Origin of the sequence: Amycolatopsis sp. NBC_01480 (assembly GCF_036227205.1) — a bacterium.
In the GTDB taxonomy this organism is placed as follows: domain Bacteria; phylum Actinomycetota; class Actinomycetes; order Mycobacteriales; family Pseudonocardiaceae; genus Amycolatopsis.
The window spans coordinates 9,446,078-9,463,116 of the sequence record NZ_CP109442.1 but is presented as its reverse complement, the minus strand read 5'-3'; the positions used below and the strand labels follow the sequence as shown (position 1 = coordinate 9,463,116).

At 70.7% G+C, this 17,039-nt stretch carries 15 protein-coding genes; 10 read left to right on the top strand and 5 right to left on the bottom strand.

The features are described 5' to 3' along the window. Positions 1-22 precede the first annotated feature (22 nt). Both OG371_RS44035 and OG371_RS44030 read right to left on the bottom strand, forming a co-directional pair. Positions 23-1,909 carry a glycosyl hydrolase family 18 protein gene (locus OG371_RS44035; RefSeq protein WP_329063172.1) on the bottom strand — a complete coding sequence of 629 codons (1,887 nt, stop codon included), beginning with the start codon at positions 1,907-1,909 and terminating at the stop codon, positions 23-25. Positions 1,910-2,145: 236 nt separating this feature from the next. Continuing rightward, a complete protein-coding gene (locus OG371_RS44030) occupies positions 2,146-3,420 on the bottom strand; it encodes an alginate lyase family protein (protein WP_329063170.1) in 1,275 nt (424 codons plus the stop codon). Positions 3,421-3,706: 286 nt separating this feature from the next. Between OG371_RS44030 and OG371_RS44025 the strand changes: the two genes are divergently transcribed. Next, the gene (locus OG371_RS44025) at positions 3,707-4,855 is read left to right on the top strand and encodes an acyltransferase (RefSeq protein WP_329063168.1); all 1,149 of its coding nucleotides are present in this window, start codon (positions 3,707-3,709) and stop codon (positions 4,853-4,855) included. Here OG371_RS44025 and OG371_RS44020 read toward each other — a convergent pair. Both OG371_RS44020 and OG371_RS44015 read right to left on the bottom strand, forming a co-directional pair. Then, positions 4,852-5,571 (bottom strand): aspartate/glutamate racemase family protein, encoded by a 720-nt coding sequence (locus OG371_RS44020; RefSeq protein WP_329063166.1) that lies wholly within the window; start codon positions 5,569-5,571, stop codon positions 4,852-4,854. The two genes, OG371_RS44025 and OG371_RS44020, sit on opposite strands and share 4 nt — an antisense overlap. Further along, the gene (locus tag OG371_RS44015; protein WP_329063164.1) at positions 5,571-7,013 is read right to left on the bottom strand and encodes an NCS1 family nucleobase:cation symporter-1; all 1,443 of its coding nucleotides are present in this window, start codon (positions 7,011-7,013) and stop codon (positions 5,571-5,573) included. The genes OG371_RS44020 and OG371_RS44015 overlap by 1 nt, the downstream gene beginning before the upstream one ends. Before the next feature lie 239 nt (positions 7,014-7,252). On the opposite strand from OG371_RS44015, the gene OG371_RS44010 reads away from it, so the two are divergent. Beyond that, positions 7,253-7,942 (top strand): GntR family transcriptional regulator, encoded by a 690-nt coding sequence (locus OG371_RS44010; RefSeq protein ID WP_329063162.1) that lies wholly within the window; start codon positions 7,253-7,255, stop codon positions 7,940-7,942. A gap of 43 nt (positions 7,943-7,985) precedes the next feature. Here the strand turns inward: OG371_RS44010 and aroA are convergent, their stop codons facing one another. After that, on the bottom strand, positions 7,986-9,266 hold the full coding sequence (gene aroA, locus OG371_RS44005; RefSeq protein ID WP_329063160.1) for a 3-phosphoshikimate 1-carboxyvinyltransferase: 1,281 nt from the start codon (positions 9,264-9,266) through the stop codon (positions 7,986-7,988). A 119-nt stretch (positions 9,267-9,385) separates the two neighbouring features. Here aroA and OG371_RS44000 point away from each other — a divergent pair, with 119 nt between their 5' ends. The 8 genes from OG371_RS44000 to OG371_RS43965 all read left to right on the top strand — a co-directional run bounded on the left by OG371_RS44000 (position 9,386) and on the right by OG371_RS43965 (position 16,976). After that, positions 9,386-11,086 (top strand): CTP synthase, encoded by a 1,701-nt coding sequence (locus OG371_RS44000; RefSeq protein WP_329063158.1) that lies wholly within the window; start codon positions 9,386-9,388, stop codon positions 11,084-11,086. After that, on the top strand, positions 11,083-11,715 hold the full coding sequence (locus OG371_RS43995; RefSeq protein WP_329063155.1) for an NUDIX hydrolase: 633 nt from the start codon (positions 11,083-11,085) through the stop codon (positions 11,713-11,715). Before OG371_RS44000 ends, OG371_RS43995 begins: the two co-directional genes overlap by 4 nt. Before the next feature lie 100 nt (positions 11,716-11,815). After that, on the top strand, positions 11,816-12,718 hold the full coding sequence (gene xerD / locus OG371_RS43990) for a site-specific tyrosine recombinase XerD (protein WP_329073425.1): 903 nt from the start codon (positions 11,816-11,818) through the stop codon (positions 12,716-12,718). Positions 12,719-12,934: 216 nt separating this feature from the next. After that, positions 12,935-13,942 (top strand): ParA family protein, encoded by a 1,008-nt coding sequence (locus OG371_RS43985; RefSeq protein WP_329063153.1) that lies wholly within the window; start codon positions 12,935-12,937, stop codon positions 13,940-13,942. Next, positions 13,939-14,343, top strand: coding sequence for a cobyrinic acid a,c-diamide synthase (locus tag OG371_RS43980; protein WP_091627672.1), 405 nt, complete (start codon positions 13,939-13,941; stop codon positions 14,341-14,343). Before OG371_RS43985 ends, OG371_RS43980 begins: the two co-directional genes overlap by 4 nt. After that, entirely contained in the window at positions 14,343-15,278 is a 936-nt protein-coding gene (locus OG371_RS43975) for a segregation and condensation protein A (RefSeq protein WP_329063151.1), read from the top strand. Before OG371_RS43980 ends, OG371_RS43975 begins: the two co-directional genes overlap by 1 nt. A gap of 53 nt (positions 15,279-15,331) precedes the next feature. Further along, on the top strand, positions 15,332-16,234 hold the full coding sequence (gene scpB, locus OG371_RS43970; RefSeq protein WP_329073424.1) for an SMC-Scp complex subunit ScpB: 903 nt from the start codon (positions 15,332-15,334) through the stop codon (positions 16,232-16,234). After that, the gene (locus OG371_RS43965) at positions 16,224-16,976 is read left to right on the top strand and encodes a pseudouridine synthase (RefSeq protein WP_091627679.1); all 753 of its coding nucleotides are present in this window, start codon (positions 16,224-16,226) and stop codon (positions 16,974-16,976) included. The genes scpB and OG371_RS43965 overlap by 11 nt, the downstream gene beginning before the upstream one ends. Positions 16,977-17,039: the final 63 nt, after the last annotated feature.

The following is a 17,039-nucleotide window of genomic DNA, read 5'->3' as shown; positions in this document are numbered from 1 at the left end:
CCGACTTGTGCGCGGGATGGCGTCAGCAGGCGCCGTTGTCGGTCCAGACGTTCTGGGCGCCGCCGGGGGTGTCGCCCTGCGTCCACCACTTGGCCGTCCACTTGTGACCGCCGTAGGACACCACCGCGCCGCCGCTGTAGGCCTGGGTGGCGACCCACGCCGCGGCCGCGCAGGTGCCGGGCGGACCGGTTGTCGGGGTGCCGCTGCCCGAGCAGACCCCGTTGTCGGTCCAGACGTTCTGGCTGCCGCCGGGGGTGTCGCCCTGCGTCCACCACTTGGCCGTCCAGGTGTGGCCGTTGTAGGACACGACCGCGCCGCCGTTGTACGCCTGAGTGGCGACCCACGCCGCGGCCGAACACGAGCCGCCACCGGGGGTGGTCGGAGTGGTCGGCGTCGTCGGAGTGGTGGGCGTCGTCGGGGTGGTCGGCGTGGTCGGGGTCGTGGAACTGGTCGGCGGCGTGGAGCAGTTCGGCGTCGAGGCCGCGAGCCCGTTCACGACCGCGTTGAACAGGGTCGAACTCGGATCGAGGTCGTAGAGCGAGAACATCATCGCGCCGGCCAGGCCGTTGCAGTGGATGTAGTCCGTGCGCGCCTTGATCGACTGCGCGGACGAGCCGCCGTAGAAGTTCGTGCCGTCGTAGAACCAGGCCGACTGGGTGGTCGGGTCGTAGAACGTGTCGGCCGGGTTGTCGACGATCCCGGACAGCTCCTTGTACATCGCGACGCCGGGTACGTTGCCGCTCAAGGTTTTCCCGGCCGAGGGCCCGGAAGCCGACTGGTACAGCCCGTGATTGGAGCCGGCGGACACACCCGTCCAGCCGCGGTAGTAGAACGGGATGCCGAGCGTGAGCTTGTTCGCCGGGAACCCGCCGGGGATGCCGTACGGCGGATCACCGTTGGTGTAAGCCTTCACCACCGAATCGATCGTGTACTTCTCGCCGCCCGGCGGGATCGTGCCGGACGGGTCGTTCGGCGAGCTGTACAGCGGGTCCTGGAAGTTCGTCGGGCCGGTCGCGTCCCAGGCGCCGTGCATGTCGTAGGTCATCGCGTCGCCGAAGTCGAGGTAGTTGCCGATCTTGTCGGTCTGCAGCTTCGCGATCTTGTCCTGCCCGCCCGGCAGCGCGGCCGAGAGCGAGTAGTGCTTGCCGCCCAGCGCGTCGAGCTCCGAGCGGAATTCGGCGAGCAGCGCGGTGTAGTTGGCGGTGTCGTTCGCGCTGACGTGGTTGCCGAGGTGGCCGGTGGTGGAGCCGGGGTACTCCCAGTCGATGTCGAAGCCGTCGAAGATGCCGGCCGCGGTGCCCGGGCCGCCGTAACCGCCCTGCGAGGGCAGGTTGCCCTTGATGAACATGTCGATGCAGGAGCTGACGAACTTCTTGCGCGAGGCGTCGGACGCGGCCACGTCGGAGAAGTACTTCGAGTAGGTCCAGCCGCCGAGCGAGAGCACCACCTTGAGGTTCGGGTGGCGGGCCTTGAGCTCCTGCAGCTGGTGGAAGTTGCCGACGATGGGCATGCCGAACGCGTCGGCGGTGCCGTCGACGCTGATGTCGGAGCCGAACGACTTCTGGTAGTCGGCGAAGGCGTCGCCCGCGCCGTCACCGGCGTTCGGGTCGTTCTCGCCGGCGGGGTCGGGGTCGCTGGCCTTGGTGTTCTCGAAGCAGGTGAGGTTCGTCGGGTCGACGTTCTCGAAGTCGTACAGCAGGTAGTCGACGTTGTTCGCGAGGGCGTCGACGTTCTTCGGGTAGTAGGCGTTCTGGTAGATGCTCCACTGGTCGTAATAGGCGATCCGGGTGCCGCCGGACGCTGCGGGGCTGGCCGCCGGAGCGTTCGCCGCGCCTTCCGCGGCCGGCCCGCCGAGCGTGGTCAGCCCGGCCACGATCACCGCGGCGGCGGCCGCGGATAGCCAGGCCATCCGTCTGGATACCTTGTGCTGCATGGTGTTCTCCCTCACGCAGGCGAGCGCCCCGCCACGCACCGGGGTGCGCGGCGGGGGTCCGCGAACTGTGGATCACAACGTGAGCGGTACCGGCCCGTCCTGAATGTGAACCCGTGCTGGGGGAGAGTCAATACTTTGGACTAGACCAATTCCGGGGCGTGGGCGCTATCGCCCCTGGTGTCCGGAAATCCCTCCGATGGTCGGAAGCGGCTTCACTTGAGCGGCGGGTCGAGCGGGAAGCAGGACACCCGCACCGCCCAGGTGTCGCCGCCGGCGGGCAGCGGCATCTGCTTCAGCGCGGCGGCCGCGGCGCTGTCGTGGGCCTCCTCGGCGGCCGCGTGGAAGATGTCCGCGGCGATCGACTGGTCGAACACCCCGATCTGCTGGTGCGGCCAGGAATCGGCCCCGTGCAGCGCGGCCGGGATCAGCCGGTCCACCACCTTGCGCAGGGTGACGCCGTTCGCCGCCCGGTAGCCCCAGACGTCGACGCCCAGGTTGTGCCCGAGCTCCGCCATCCGGCCCCACGCGGTGAGGTTGAAGTTCACGTAGTGCCACGAGATGGTGCGCGTCAGCTCGAGCGGCTGGTCGCCGTTCGCGTCGAACTGGACGGGGAAACGCTTCTTCTCCGCGTCCTGCACCATCTTCTTCGCCGTGGCGGTCTGGCCGAGGTACGCGGTGGTGGCGGCGTTCTGCAGGTCGAGGAACGTGCCGTGGTTGTTGGTGGCGGCCAGTTCCAGCTTCGCCTGCGGGCTGGTCTGCATCCAGTTCAGGTACTGCGTGAGCCACGAGCGCACGCCCGAGCGGTCCTGGCCGGTCCAGCCGGGCGCCCCGCTGTCGAGCAGCGCGAACGCGTCGAGCACCTGGGTGAACGACTGGGTCGAGTCGATGATGCCGGTGCCGGAGATCGTGTTCTTGCACGGCACGATCTGCGAGTACGTCATGTTCGGGTTCATCCGCGTGGCCGGGTCGAGGAACCAGGTGCGGATGTCGAGCTCGGCGCGCTGCGCGTACTTCGCGTCGCCGGTGTAGTACCAGGCGGTGCTGAGGTAGTAGATCGCGTCCCACGCCACCATCCGGTAGGTGTGGTCGGTGATCGCGTCGGCCTCGGGGTTGCGCTGGCCGTCGCGGTTGACGTACGGGCAGCCCTGCGGGTTGTCCGGGGTCTTCGGCTGGCTGGCCCACTGGTACGGGGCCTGGCTCTGGTAGTCGTGTTTGTCGCCGCTGGGCGGGGTGGTGGGTTTCTGCGTCACCGACCACGGCCCGGTGGTGAGCGCTTCGTCCGCTTTGGCCAGCGCTGTCTTCACTGCGGCCCGCTGTTCCGGCGTCGCCCGGCCGTGGTCGAGCGCCGCGCGGACGGCGGCCAGCTTCTTTCCGTCCGTCACCACGGTGTGCGGCACTCCGGGGGCGGCGGCCGCCGCGCTCGGCGGGACGACCGCGAGCAGGGCGGTGAGAATGGTCGGGGCGAGCCCGCGCAATAACCTTCGCACTTCTCGAACGCCTTTCGAGTCGTGGGGATGCCGAAGATTCCCCACTGGCTACCGGGCGGCGGTGCGGTTGTGGCGCCCGGAATTCTGCAACCCGGCACGGCCGGTGTCAATCCGCCACTGTGATGTGGGCCGCCGAACCCGGACTCCGGTATGCGGCCCGGGTGGGGGGAATGACATCGTGGGGGCCGACGGAACAGCCCACTCTCAGGGACGGCACAGTCCATTCACAGCCGGGGTGACGAGGCTGGCGCCGAGACCATTTCCGACCCAGGAGCGTGCCCGAACCATGAGCACCACCCAGATCGCCCGCCCGGCAGCGCGCGCTTCGGCCCGGGCGTCCCACTTGTACCAGTTGGACCTGTTCCGGGTGATCACGTTCGCGTTCGTGATCTTCATGCACGTGCTGGGCGCCACCACGTTTCCGCAGGACGTGCATTCGGACGCGATCGAGGGACTGCTGCACTTCACCCGGCAGGCCTTCTTCGCGCTGAGCACCTTCGTGCTGGTCTTCCAGTACCGGAACCGCCCGCTGGAGCCGGGGAAGTTCTGGCGCCGCCGGGTGCCGCTGGTCGCCGTGCCGTACGTGCTCTGGTCGATGATCTACTGGGCCTACTCGCTGATCACCGCGGACCAGCCGCCGGCCTCGACCGGCGCGGCGCTGCGGGCGCTGGTGATCGAGATCGCGGGCGGGACCGCCTGGTACCACCTGTACTTCCTGCTCGTGACGCTGCAGGTGTACCTGCTGTTCCCGCTGCTGATGAAGCTGGTCGGGCTGATCCGGCGGCGGCCGTGGCTGGTGCTGGCCGTCTCCGGCGCGATCCAGATCGCGGTCACGGCGTTCCTGAGCCACCCGCCGGCCAGCATCGACTACACCACCATCACGCGGTTCTACACGACGCTGCTGCCGTACCAGTTCTACTCGGTGCTGGGCGCCGTCGCGGGCGTGCACCTGAAGACCGTGCACAACTGGCTGCTCCGCCACCGCTGGCTGGTGGTCGGCGGGCTGCTGGTTTCGCTCGGGATCGCCGAGGCCGGTTACTTCTGGAATGTCCACAACGGACTGTGGCCGGAGGTGGCGAGCGACGCGTTCCGGCTGTACCTGATCCCGTGGTTCGTGGCCGCCATCGCGGTCATCTACCTGGCCGGCGCGCGCTGGAGCGAAGGCCGCCGCCGCGGCTCCCGGGTGGTCTCGTGGGCAGTGGACCGGTCGTTCGCCATCTTCCTCTCGCACCCGCTGGCGCTGGCCCTGCTCAGCCCGTTGATCGCCCTGGTCGGCGACGGGCCGGGCGCGCCGTGGACGACGATCGTGGTCTTCCCGGCCACGGTGGCGCTGACCTTGCTGATGGTCGAGATCATGCGGCGGCTCCCGTTCAGCAAGGTGCTGACCGGGCGCCCGCCCCTGCCCCTACGCGCGGCGGCGGCGCAGGCGGCTTAGCCGCTCGGCCACGTGCGCTTCTTCGCCAAGGGCCGGGCGTACGAGCCCGCGCGGCTGGTCGTCAGCTTCAGCGCCACGAGCGACTCCGCGAGCCGCACGGCCGCGGCGACGCCGTCGACCACCGGGATGTCCAGCATGGTCGAGATCCGGCGGTCCAGGCCGGTCATGCCGGCGCAGCCGAGCACCAGCACCTCGGCCCCGGCGTCACGGACCCGGCGGGCGGCGGTGAGCAGCGCGGACTCGGTGCGGCGCTCGTCGTCCAGCTCCAGCACGCCCAGCCCGGCGCCGACGACGGCGACGCAGTTCTGCGCGACGCCCGCCGAGTGCAGGCTGTCCTCGATCAGCCCGCAGGTGCGGTCCAGCGTGGTCACCACGCCGTAGCGGCGCCCGAGCAGGCAGGCCAGGTGCGCGGCGGCCTCGGTGATGTCGATGACCGGCACGTCGAGCAGCTCCCGCGCGCCCTCGCGGCCGTGCTCGCCGAAACCGGCCATCACGACGGCGTCGAACGGTTCTCCGGCGTCACTGAGGCCGCGCAGCAGGTCGAGCACCGCGGCGGCGGAGAGGAAGCTGTCGAGCCAGCCCTCCGCCGACTCCGGGCCCCAGCCGGGCGTGCACGCCAGGATCTCGGTGCCGGGGCTCGCGGCGGCCCGCGCCCCGGCCTCGATCTCCTTGGTCATCGCCTCGGTGGTGTTGCAGTTGGTGACGAGGATGCGCATCAGGCGGCCGCCGCCCGCTGCTTCCGCGCGACGGCCCAGTAGAGCAGTCCCGAGGACGCCGTGCCGATGAACCACGAGTACGGCGAGGCCGGCGCGAAGAACGGCACGAGCGCGATCACCGCCGAAAGCGCCGCGGTGGGCAGGAACGTCGCGACCGCGCGTGGGTTCACGCCGTGCCGGTAGTGGTACGGCCCGCCCTTCACGAACAGCTTCGCGACGTCGACCTGGCCGCGCCGGATCAGGTAGTAGTCCACGATCATGATCCCGAACAGCGGCCCGAGGAACGCGCCGAGCCCGCCGAGGAAGTAGTTGACCACCGCGGGCGAGGAGTAGAGCTTCCACGGCAGCACGCACAGCGCGGCGACGGCGCTGATCATCCCGCCGACGGTGAACGAGATCCGCTTCGGCCAGATGTTCGCCAGGTCGTAGGCGGGGGAGACGAAGTTCGCGACGATGTTCACGCCCATCGTGGCGATCGCGAAGGTGAGCGCGCCGACGACCAGCACCGGGGTGTTGTGCACCCGGGCGAGCAGTTCGGCGGGGTCGGTGATCGCCTCGCCGAACACCTGCAGGCTGCCCGCCGTGACGATCACCGAAAGCAGCGCGAACGCCGTCGAGTTGATCGGCAGGCCCCAGAAGTTGCCGCGCCGCACCGTTTTCTGGTCCGGGGCGAAGCGGGAGAAGTCGCAGAAGTTCAGCATCAGGGTGCCGTAGGTGGCCAGGATCAGCCCGGCCGCGCCGAACCACTGGCGCACCTGCTCCCCGCCGGAAAGCCGTTTCGGGCTGCTGGTGAAGGAGATCTGCCAGTGCCCGGCGGCCAGGATCCACACCGCGAGCGCGATCATCACCACCCAGATCAGCGGGCCGCACCAGTCCTGGAACTTGCGCACCGCCTCCATGCCGCCGGTGAGGATCAGCGCCTGCGCCGCCCAGAGCGCGATGAAGCAGATCCAGCCGAGCGCGTGCAGGCCGAGGAAACCGTGCTCGGTCAACGGTTTCAGCCCCGGGTCGACGGCCAGCGCGAGCAGCGTGATGGCGACGCTGGCGAGGTAGGTCTGGATGCCGTACCAGAAGATGGCGATGATCGCGCGGATGAGCGCCGGCAGGTTCGCGCCGAACGTGCCGAAGCTGATCCGCGCGACCACCGGGAACGGCACGCCGGTGCGCTGGCCGATGCGGCCCATCAGGTTCATGCCGACGTAGATCAGCACGAAGCCGAACAGCAGCGCGGTGAACACCTGCCAGGCCGAGAGCCCGAGCACGAACAGCCCGGCGGCGAAGGTGTAGTTGCCGAGGTTGTGCACATCGGACATCCACAGCGCGAAGATGTCGTAGACCTTCCAGCGGCGGTCCTTGGCAGGCGCGAGGTCCTCGTTCCACAGCCCGGGATCGGGCGGCGGGGTGGCGTCCTGCTGGGTTCCGGTGAGCGGGGCGGCGGTCATGCGGGCCTCCGGTCGACGTGCCGGGCAGTTTTGGTATCCCAAAAATTGGTATCCCAAATATCACCCCGAGGTCCGCCTGGGTCAACCCTGCGGCCGATAAACTCCTTGTTACCAATCCGATCGAAAAGCAGGCCGACCCGACGGACCGGACAGACCGGCGTTCCGCCGTGGCTGTAGGTCGGATTGGTGACGATCGGCGCAGTACGGCGCGTTACGCCGGTGTTGAGGGGGAGGGATCAGTGGCCACAGTCCCGGAGCGGCAGCCGCTCGCGGCGACCCGGCAGCGCGTGCGCGACGAGCTGCGCGAACGGATCCTCACCGGGCGGCTCAAGCCCGGCGACCGGCTGGTCGAGCGCGAGCTGGCCGAGGACCTGGGCGTTTCGCGGGTGCCGGTCCGCGAGGCCATCCGCAGCCTGGAGGCCGAGGGCTTCGTGGTGGTGCAGTCGCCGCGCCGGGTCGTGGTCCGCCAGCTGGCGCGGGTGGACGTGGAGGAGCTGTTCGATGTCCGCGAGGCGCTGGAGAGCCTGGCCGCGGGACTGGCCGCGGCGCGCGCGGGCAAACCCGAGCTGCGCCGGCTGGAGCGGCTGCTGGCCGACGCCGCCCGGGCCACCAGCCGGGGCGACGCGGCCCGGATCCCGGTGCTGAACAGCCGGTTCCACGACGAGATCGTGGCCATCGCCGGCAACGGCCTGCTCACCTCGCTGCTGCAGCCGCTCGAAGGCCGGCTCCGCTGGCTGACCAGCCAGAACGAGCATTGGAGCGATCTGCTCGACGAGCACCACCGGCTGGTGGACGCGATCGCGTCCGGCGACGAGGCGCGCGCCCGCGAGTTCGCCGCCGAACACGTGAGGGTGAACCGCGAGGTCACCTTGCGCGAGCTGTTCAGCGACGACTCCGACGACGCGCCCGGCGAGCGCCCGGCCGGCTGAACCGCTCACGGCCCCTTGGACTGGACTTCGCGGCGAGGCCGGTTCAGCCGAGCATCGAGGTCCAGGTCTCGACGAACTCCGGGAACGTCTTGCCCACCGTGGCCGGGTTCTCCACGCGGACGCCCTCCACGCGCAGCCCCAGCACGGCGGCCGCCATCACCAGGCGGTGGTCCTGGTAGGTGTGGAAGACACCGCCGTGCAGCGGGGCCGGGGTGATGCGCAGGCCGTCCTCGGTTTCGGCGACCTCGGCGCCCAGCGCGGAAAGCTCCGTCGCCAGCGCGGTGATCCGGTCGGTCTCGTGGCCGCGGAGGTGGGCGACGCCGGTGATCACCGACGGCCCGTCGGCGAAGCACAGCAGCGCGGCGACCACCGGGGTCAGCTCGCCGACCTCGTGCAGGTCCAGCTCGACGCCCGGGATCGACGAGCCGCCGGTGATGGTCAGGCCCGCGTCGTCCAGCTGCACCGAAGCGCCCAACGCCGGCAGCAGCGTCCGCAGCCAGTCGCCTGGCTGCGTCGTGTGCTTCGGCCAGCCCTTCACGCGCACGGTGCCGCCCGCGGCGACGGCGGCGGCCAGGAACGGCGCGGCCGTCGAGAGATCCGGCTCCACCACGTACTCGGGGCAGGAGAGCTTCGTCGGCGCGACGTGGAACTCCGCGCCCTCGCGCTCCACCGTGGCGCCGAAGCGGCGCAGCATGTCCAGCGTCATCGCGATGTGCGGCTCGCTCGGCGGCGCGTCGCCCACCAGCCGAACGGTCACGCCCTGGTCGAACGACGGCCCGGCCAGCAGCAGCGCGGACAGGAACTGGCTCGACGCCGAGGAGTCCAGGTCCACCTTGCCGCCGCGCAGCCCGGCGTCGCCCTGGACGGTGAACGGCGGCGCGCCGCGGCCGTCGTCGTCGATCCGCGCGCCGAGGCGGCGGAGTGCGGTCAGCAGCGGGCCGATGGGGCGGCGGCGGATCGCCTCGTCGCCGTCGAACAGCACCGGCGCCTGGCCCAGCGTGGCCAGCGCGGGCGTGAAGCGCGCGACCGTGCCCGCGTTGCCGAGCGTGACCGTCGCCGGCTCGGCGCGGCTGCCCGACAGCGGGTGCACGAGGAACCCGTCGGTGGTCGCCTCGGAGCGGCCGCCGAGCGTGGTGAGCGCGCCGAGCATCAGCCGGGTGTCCCGCGAGTCGAGCGGCACGCGCACCCGGGTCGGGGCGCCGGCGAGCGCGGCGAGCACGTAGGCGCGGTTGGTGATCGACTTCGAGCCGGGGACGCGCACTCCGGCGTCCAGGGGAGCCGTCGCGACCGGCGCGATCCAGTGGTCTTCGTGCGCATTCGTCACGCGCCGAAGCCTAGCGCCGCCCGTCCACCGGGTATCCGGCCGTGCTCCCTCGCCGCCGCGAAACGCCGGGGTGGCCCGTCGGTGAGCGGTTCGCCGCAAGTGGGATATGCTGGCGGCCCGTGGGACTTCAGTCGCGGGCTACCAAATTTGTCTTTGTCACCGGAGGCGTTGCCTCCTCTCTGGGTAAGGGTCTGACGGCGTCCAGCCTGGGACAACTCCTTACCGCACGTGGGCTCCGGGTCACGATGCAGAAGCTTGATCCGTACCTCAATGTCGACCCCGGGACGATGAACCCGTTCCAGCACGGTGAGGTGTTCGTCACCGACGACGGGGCCGAGACCGACCTCGACATCGGGCACTACGAGCGCTTCCTCGACCGCGACCTCGACGGCAAGGCCAACGTCACGACCGGCCAGGTCTACTCCGAGGTGATCGCCAAGGAGCGGCGGGGCGAGTACCTCGGCGACACCGTGCAGGTGATCCCGCACATCACCGACGAGATCAAGGCGCGGATCACCGCCGCCGCGGTGCCGGACGAGGCGGGCGGCGCCCCGGACGTGGTGATCACCGAGGTCGGCGGCACGGTGGGCGACATCGAGTCGCTGCCGTTCCTCGAGGCCATCCGCCAGGTGCGCCACGACGTCGGGCGCGACCACTGCTTCTTCCTGCACGTGTCGCTGGTGCCCTACCTCGCCCCCTCGGGCGAGCTCAAGACCAAGCCGACCCAGCACTCGGTGGCGGCGCTGCGCAACATCGGCATCCAGCCGGACGCGCTGGTCTGCCGCGCCGACCGGGAGATCCCCGAGGACCTCAAGCGCAAGATCGGCCTGATGTGCGACGTCGAGTCGGAGGCGGTCATCGCCTGCCCCGACGCGCGGTCGATCTACGACATCCCGAAGGTGCTGCACAGCGAGGCGCTCGACGCCTACGTGGTGCGCCGCCTCGGCCTGCCGTTCCGCGACGTCGACTGGACAGTGTGGGGCGACCTGCTCGACCGGGTGCACAACCCGAGCGAGACGGTGCGCGTGGCCGTGGTCGGCAAGTACATCGACCTGCCGGACGCGTACCTGTCGGTCACCGAGGCGCTGCGCGCGGGCGGGTTCGCCCACCGCGCCAAGGTCGAGATCGTCTGGGTGGCCTCGGACGACGCGCAGACCGCGTCCGGCGCCGCCTCGGTCCTGTCCGATGTGGACGGTGTGCTGATCCCGGGCGGGTTCGGCATCCGCGGCATCGAAGGCAAGGTCGGCGCGATCGAGTACGCCCGCACCCGCGGCGTTCCGCTGCTGGGCCTGTGCCTGGGCCTGCAGTGCATGGTGATCGAGGCGGCGCGGCACCTGGCCGGCGTCGAGGACGCCAACTCGGCGGAGTTCGACGAGAACACCAAGCACCCGGTCATCTCCACGATGGCCGACCAGCGCGACGTGGTCGCGGGCGAGCGCGACATGGGCGGCACCATGCGGCTCGGCGCGTACCCGGCGAAGCTCAAGGCGGGCTCGCAGGTCGCGAAGGCGTACGGCGGCACCGAGGTGTCCGAGCGCCACCGTCACCGCTACGAGGTGAACAACGCGTACCGCAAGCAGCTTTCCGACGCGGGCCTGGTCTTCTCCGGCACCTCGCCGGACGACCGGCTGGTGGAGTTCGTGGAGCTGCCCGCGGACGTGCACCCGTTTTTCGTCGGCACCCAGGCGCACCCCGAGCTGAAGAGCCGCCCGACCCGGCCACACCCGCTGTTCAGCGCGTTCGTCAAGGCCGTGGTGGACCGCAAGGTCGCCGAGCGGCTGCCGGTCGAGCTGGCCGAGGCCCCCGTGGCGGCCCGGTGACCGAGCCGGGCAAGCACGAGTTCACCGTCGCGGGCAGCCGCGTCGTCCACATCGGACGGGTCGTCGGCCTGCGGGTCGACGACGTGGTGATGCCGGGCGGCGAGACCGCGGCCCGGGAGGTCGTGGAGCACCTGGGCGCCGTCGCGATCCTCGCGCTGGACGCCGAGGGCGCGGTCACGATGGTCCACCAGTACCGGCACCCGCTCGGGCACCGGCTGTGGGAGCTGCCGGCCGGGCTGATCGACCACGCCGGCGAGGAGCCCGTCGAGGCCGCGAAGCGTGAACTGGTCGAGGAAGCCGGGCTGGCCGCGGAGGACTGGTCGACACTGGTCGACGTCGCCGCGTCGCCCGGGTTCACCGACGAGGTGGTCCGGGTGTTCCTCGCCCGCGACGTGTCCGATGTGGACCGTGAGATGCTCGGCGAGGAGGAGGCCGACCTCGTCGTGGCGAAGTTCCCGCTGGCCGACGCCGTCGCGATGGCGCTGTCCGGCGAGCTGGTGAACGGCGCGACCGTTTCCGGCGTGCTCGCCGCGCACGCCGTGGTCACCGGGGCGGCCGAGACCCGCCCGGCCGACGCGCCGTGGCGCGACCGGCCGACGCGGTTCGCCCGCCGCCGCGCCGAGGGCTGAAACCCTCCCGCCCGTGCCTGCCGCGCGTCGGCGGTCACGGGCGGGGAAGCGGCATAGAGTGTCGCGGGTGACGGGCGCGGGCAGGACCGGGGTGGACGAGGTGATCGCCGCGTACCTGGACCATCTCGCCGTCGAGCGCGGCACCGCCCGCAACACCCTGGACAGCTACGCCCGCGACCTGCGCCGGTACGCCGCGCACCTCGCCGCGGCCGGCGTCACCCGGTTCCCGGACGTCACTTCCGCGCACGTCACAGGGTTCGGCGCGGCCCTGCGCGAAGGCGACGCCGAACACCGGCCGCTCGCCGCGTCGTCGTCGGCACGGGCACTGGTCGCGGTGCGCGGGCTGCACAAGTTCGCCCACGCCGACGGCATCATCGAGCACGACCCGGCGCGCGAGGTCCGCCCGCCCGCGCCGGCGAAGCGGCTGCCCAAGGCGCTGCCGGTGGCCGACGTGCTCAAGCTGCTCGAAACCCCGCCGCCCGAGGGCGAGCGCGCGCTGCGCGACCGGGCGCTGCTGGAACTGCTCTACTCCACCGGGGCCCGGATCTCCGAGGCCGTCGGGCTCGACGTGGACGACGTCGACGACGGCGACCGCACCGTGCTGCTCGACGGCAAGGGCGGCAAGCAGCGGCTGGTGCCGATCGGCCGTCCCGCCGTCGAGGCGCTGCACGCGTATCTCGTGCGGGCCCGGCCGGTGCTCGCAGCGCACGGGCGCGGCACGTCCGCGATCTTCCTCAACGCCCGCGGCAGCCGGCTTTCCCGGCAGAGCGCGTGGCAGGTGCTCAAGGACACCGCCGAGCGCGCGGGCATCACCGCGGGCGTCTCGCCGCACACGCTGCGCCACTCGTTCGCCACGCATCTGCTCGAAGGCGGCGCGGATGTCCGTGTCGTCCAAGAACTTCTGGGCCACGCCTCGGTCACCACAACGCAGGTGTACACGCTCGTCACGGTCAATACACTGCGCGAGGTCTACGCGACCGCGCACCCCCGCGCATTGGGCTGAACGGCGGCGTAGGGCATACCAAAAAGACTGGAAGTAAGCCGACCCGGAGAGGCGACCGACCGGACGTACTGCTTGCTTCCGGTCGGTTTGGTATCTACCAGCACTGTCGCTAGCAGTGGTGACTTCGCGCGCTCGGCCCGGCGCGGCGCTTTGCCGGGGCTCCGACTCCGCGCATAGGCTGCCGTGGACTTTGCCGAGACAAGGAGCTTTCCCGCCATGTCGACACCGAACCAGCCGAACCAGCCGGCCAGGCCGGCCGCGTCCGCCGGGTCGGCCGCGGCGAGCCTCAGCCAGGCGACCATCGCGACTCCGGCCGAGCACGACGGCGACGAGCCGTCCCGGCCGCTGAGCCGCGCGGAGCGAGCGCGGGCGAGGGCCAGGGAGCGCGAGGAGAGCGGGATCGGGCCCACCGGGCGGCCGCTGCGCGAGATCCCCGAGCCGGCGCCGCTGGAGCGGCACGGGCCGGCCAAGGTCCTGGCGATGTGCAACCAGAAGGGCGGCGTCGGCAAGACCACCTCGACGATCAACCTGGGCGCGGCGCTCGCCGAGTGCGGCCGCCGGGTGCTGCTCGTGGACTTCGACCCGCAGGGCGCGCTGTCGGTCGGGCTCGGCATCCAGCCGCACGAGCTCGACCAGACGGTCTACAACGTCATCATGGAGCGCTCGGTCAACGTCGAGGACGTGCTCCGCAAGACCCGCGTCGACGGCGTTGACCTGCTGCCGAGCAACATCGACCTGTCCGCGGCGGAGGTCCAGCTCGTCGCAGAGGTAGGGCGCGAGCACACGTTGTTACGGGTCCTTCGTCCGGTGATGAACGACTACGACTATGTTCTTGTCGACTGCCAGCCCTCGCTCGGCCTGCTGACGGTGAACGCACTGACCGCCGCGGACGGTGTGGTGATCCCGCTGGAATGCGAGTTCTTCAGTCTGCGAGGCGTTGCGCTCCTGATCGACACGATCGAGAAGGTGCAGGAACGGCTCAACCCCAAACTGGACATAGTCGGGATTCTCGCCACCATGTACGACCCGAGAACCCTGCATTCGAAGGAGGTCATGGCTCGCGTGGTGGAGGCATTCGGCGACACCGTGTTCGACACGGTGATCAACCGCACGGTGCGGTTCCCCGAGACGACGGTCGCGGGTGAGCCGATCACGACCTGGGCACCCAAGTCCGCCGGCGCGGCCGCTTATCGCGCGCTGGCCCGCGAGGTGATCGCTCGGTGAGCAGGCGCGCTTCCCTGCCCGGAGCGTCGGAGCTCTTCCGCCTCACCTCCAGCCCGTCGACGCCGGCGCTCGACCGCCCGCCCGTTCCCGCTCCGTCGGAGCCGCTGCCCGAGCCGGACCCGGAATCCGGGCAGCTCTCCCGCGCCGCCGCGCGCAGCGGCTCGGGCCGCACGAAGCACGACGCGAAGATCACCGTGTACGTGTCGGGCGACGAGCTGCTCGCGATGGAGCAGACCCGGCTGAACCTGCGGGCCAAGCACAGCCTGATCGTCGACCGCGGCCGGCTGGTGCGCGAGGCCGTCGCGGTGCTGCTCGCGGACTTCGACCTGCACGGCGAGGAGTCGGTGCTGGTCCGTCGATTGCGCGCGGGCGAGGACGACGAAGGCGAAACCGAGGGCTGATGGACGAACCGGCATCGGCCCAGCAGCCGGAGCCGGGCGCAGCGGCCCCGGAGGACTCGGCGGCGGACACGCCGATCCAGCACGAGACCGTGCACGGCGGGACCATCCCCGAAGGCATCGCCGAGGAACTGAGCACCTCGAAGTTCAAGGTCCACCTGGCCAACTTCGAGGGCCCGTTCGACCTGCTGCTGCAGCTGATCTCGCAGCACCAGCTGGACGTCACCGAGGTCGCGCTGCACCGCGTCACGGACGACTTCATCGCCTACACGCGCGCGCTCGGGGCGGACTGGAACCTCGACGAGACCACGGAATTCCTGGTCATCGCCGCGACTCTGCTCGACCTCAAGGCCGCGCGGCTGCTGCCGGCGGCAGAGGTGGAGAGCGAGGACGACCTGGCGCTGCTGGAGGCGCGGGACCTGCTGTTCGCGCGCGTGCTGCAGTACCGCGCCTACAAGCAGGTGGCGGCCCTGTTCGGCGAACTCGAGCAGGGCGCGCTGCGGCGCTACCCGCGCTCGGTGGCGCTGGAGGAGCGGTACGTCGGGCTGCTGCCCGAGGTGATGCTGGGCGTGACGCCGGAGAAGTTCGCGGAGATCGCCGTGGCGGTGTTCCGCCCCAAGCCGCCGCCGACGGTGTCGCTCGCCCACCTGCACATGGGCCGCGTGTCCGTCCGCGAACACGCGGCGCTGCTGCGCGTCAAGCTGGCCGCCGCCGGGCAGGCGACGTTCAAGGAACTGGTCGAGGACTGCGAGCACACGGTCGAGATCGTGGCGAGGTTCCTCGCGCTGCTGGAGCTGTACCGCGAATCGACGGTGCAGTTCGAACAGCTGGAGGCACTGGCCGAACTGCACGTCCGCTGGACGGGCGGCACCATGGCGGAGGCCTCGGCCGCCGCGGACCAGGACCGCACCCTGGCGGAGGAAGAGGAGTACGGGTGAGCACCGAAGACCCCACACCCGCCACCGACGGCGAGATCCCCGATCTTGACGCCTTGGCCGAGGTCGGCTTGGTCACTGAGGCGGGGGAGAGCAGCGACGCGGCTTCGCCGGACTACGAGGCTTCGGATGCCGCGGCTGACGAAGCGGTTGCGCTGAGCGAAGCATCTTCGGAGGACGAAGCGGCTTCGCTGGGCGAAGCGGTCCCTGCGACCGACGAGACTTCGCTTGATGAAGCGCCGTCTTCGGATGAGGCAGCCGCCCAACCCGAAGCACCCCAGCAAGAAACCCCGGCAGAGCCCGCAACCGACTCCACAGCAGAGTCCACAAGCGACTCCACCAACGAAGACCAGCTGCCCCCCGACGACCCCGAGTCCGACCTCGTCGCCGCCGGGGACGAGAACGAGTTGCCCGACGTCAGTTCCGACGAGGCGCTCGAGGCGGCGCTCGAGGCGTTGCTGCTGGTGGTCGACTCGCCGATCAACGAGGAGTCGCTCGGGGATACCGTCGGGGTGTCGGTGGCGCGGGTCACCGTCGCGCTGCGGACGATGGCGCAGAAGTTCACCGAGCGGGCCAGCGGGATCGACCTGCGGCGAGTCGGTGAGGGGTGGCGGTTCTACACTAGGGACACCTACGCCCCGTTCGTGGAGAAGCTCCTGCTGGACGGCCAGCGGTCGAAACTGACCAGGGCCGCGCTGGAGAGCCTCGCCGTGATCGCGTACCGGCAGCCGGTGACCAGGGCCAGGGTCGCCGCGGTGCGGGGCGTGAACGTGGACGGCGTGATCCGGACGCTGCTCGCGCGCGGGCTCATCGAGGAGATGGGCACCGACCCCGAGACGACCGGAACGCTGTACGTGACGACCGAGCTGTTCCTGGAGCGACTGGGGCTGTCGTCACTGAACGACCTGCCCCCGATCGCTCCGTTGCTACCCGAAGTGGACACCATCGATGACATCTGACGAACACGCCGACGGCGTCCGGCTGCAGAAGGTCCTTTCCCAGGCCGGCGTCGCCTCACGGCGCGCGGCCGAGGACCTGATCGTGGCCGGGCGGGTGGAGGTGAACGGCGAGGTCGTCACCGAGCTGGGCCGCCGCGTCGACCCGGTCGAGGCGGTGATCCACGTCGACGGCACGCGCGTGAACCTCCGCGAGGACCTCGTCTACCTCGCCTTCAACAAGCCCAAGGGCGTGCACTCCACCATGTCGGACGACCGCGGCCGCCCGTGCGTCGGCGACTACCTGCGCGGGCGCTGGGAGGAGACACCCGGCGTCGTCCACGTGGGACGGCTCGACGAGAACACCGAGGGCCTGCTGCTGCTCACCAACGACGGCGACCTCGGCCACCGGCTGATGCACCCGTCGTACCGCGTGCTCAAGACCTACCTGGCCGAGGTCGACGGCCTGGTGCCGCGCGGGCTCGGCAAGGAGCTGCGCAACGGCTGGGAGCTGCCGGACGGCCTGGTGAAGGTCGACCAGTTCCGGGTCAAGGACATGCACTCCGGCAAGACCATGGTGGAGCTGGTGATCCACGAGGGCCGCAAGCACATCGTGCGGCGGCTGATGGCGTCCACCGGGCACCCGGTGCGCAAGCTCGTGCGCACGGCGGTCGGCGACGTCCAGCTCGGCAACCAGCGCCCCGGCTCGATCCGCCGGCTCACCCGCGGCGAGGTCGGCTCGCTGTACCGCACCGTGGAGCTGTGACCCCGCCCGAAATGACCGCTCGTTCCGTGAAGTCCTGAGCTGTTCAGGGGTTAGAGCGGGAAG

Bases quoted from the DNA above. Each gene is read 5' to 3' on its own strand.
- OG371_RS44015 (WP_329063164.1), bottom strand. From the start codon at position 7,013: ATGACCGCCGCCCCGCTCACCGGAACCCAGCAGGACGCCACCCCGCCG.
- OG371_RS44025 (WP_329063168.1), top strand. From the start codon at position 3,707: ATGAGCACCACCCAGATCGCCCGCCCGGCAGCGCGCGCTTCGGCCCGG.
- OG371_RS44035 (WP_329063172.1), bottom strand. From the start codon at position 1,909: ATGGCCTGGCTATCCGCGGCCGCCGCCGCGGTGATCGTGGCCGGGCTG.
- OG371_RS43985 (WP_329063153.1), top strand. From the start codon at position 12,935: ATGTCGACACCGAACCAGCCGAACCAGCCGGCCAGGCCGGCCGCGTCC.
- OG371_RS44020 (WP_329063166.1), bottom strand. From the start codon at position 5,571: ATGCGCATCCTCGTCACCAACTGCAACACCACCGAGGCGATGACCAAG.
- OG371_RS43965 (WP_091627679.1), top strand. From the start codon at position 16,224: ATGACATCTGACGAACACGCCGACGGCGTCCGGCTGCAGAAGGTCCTT.
- OG371_RS43975 (WP_329063151.1), top strand. From the start codon at position 14,343: ATGGACGAACCGGCATCGGCCCAGCAGCCGGAGCCGGGCGCAGCGGCC.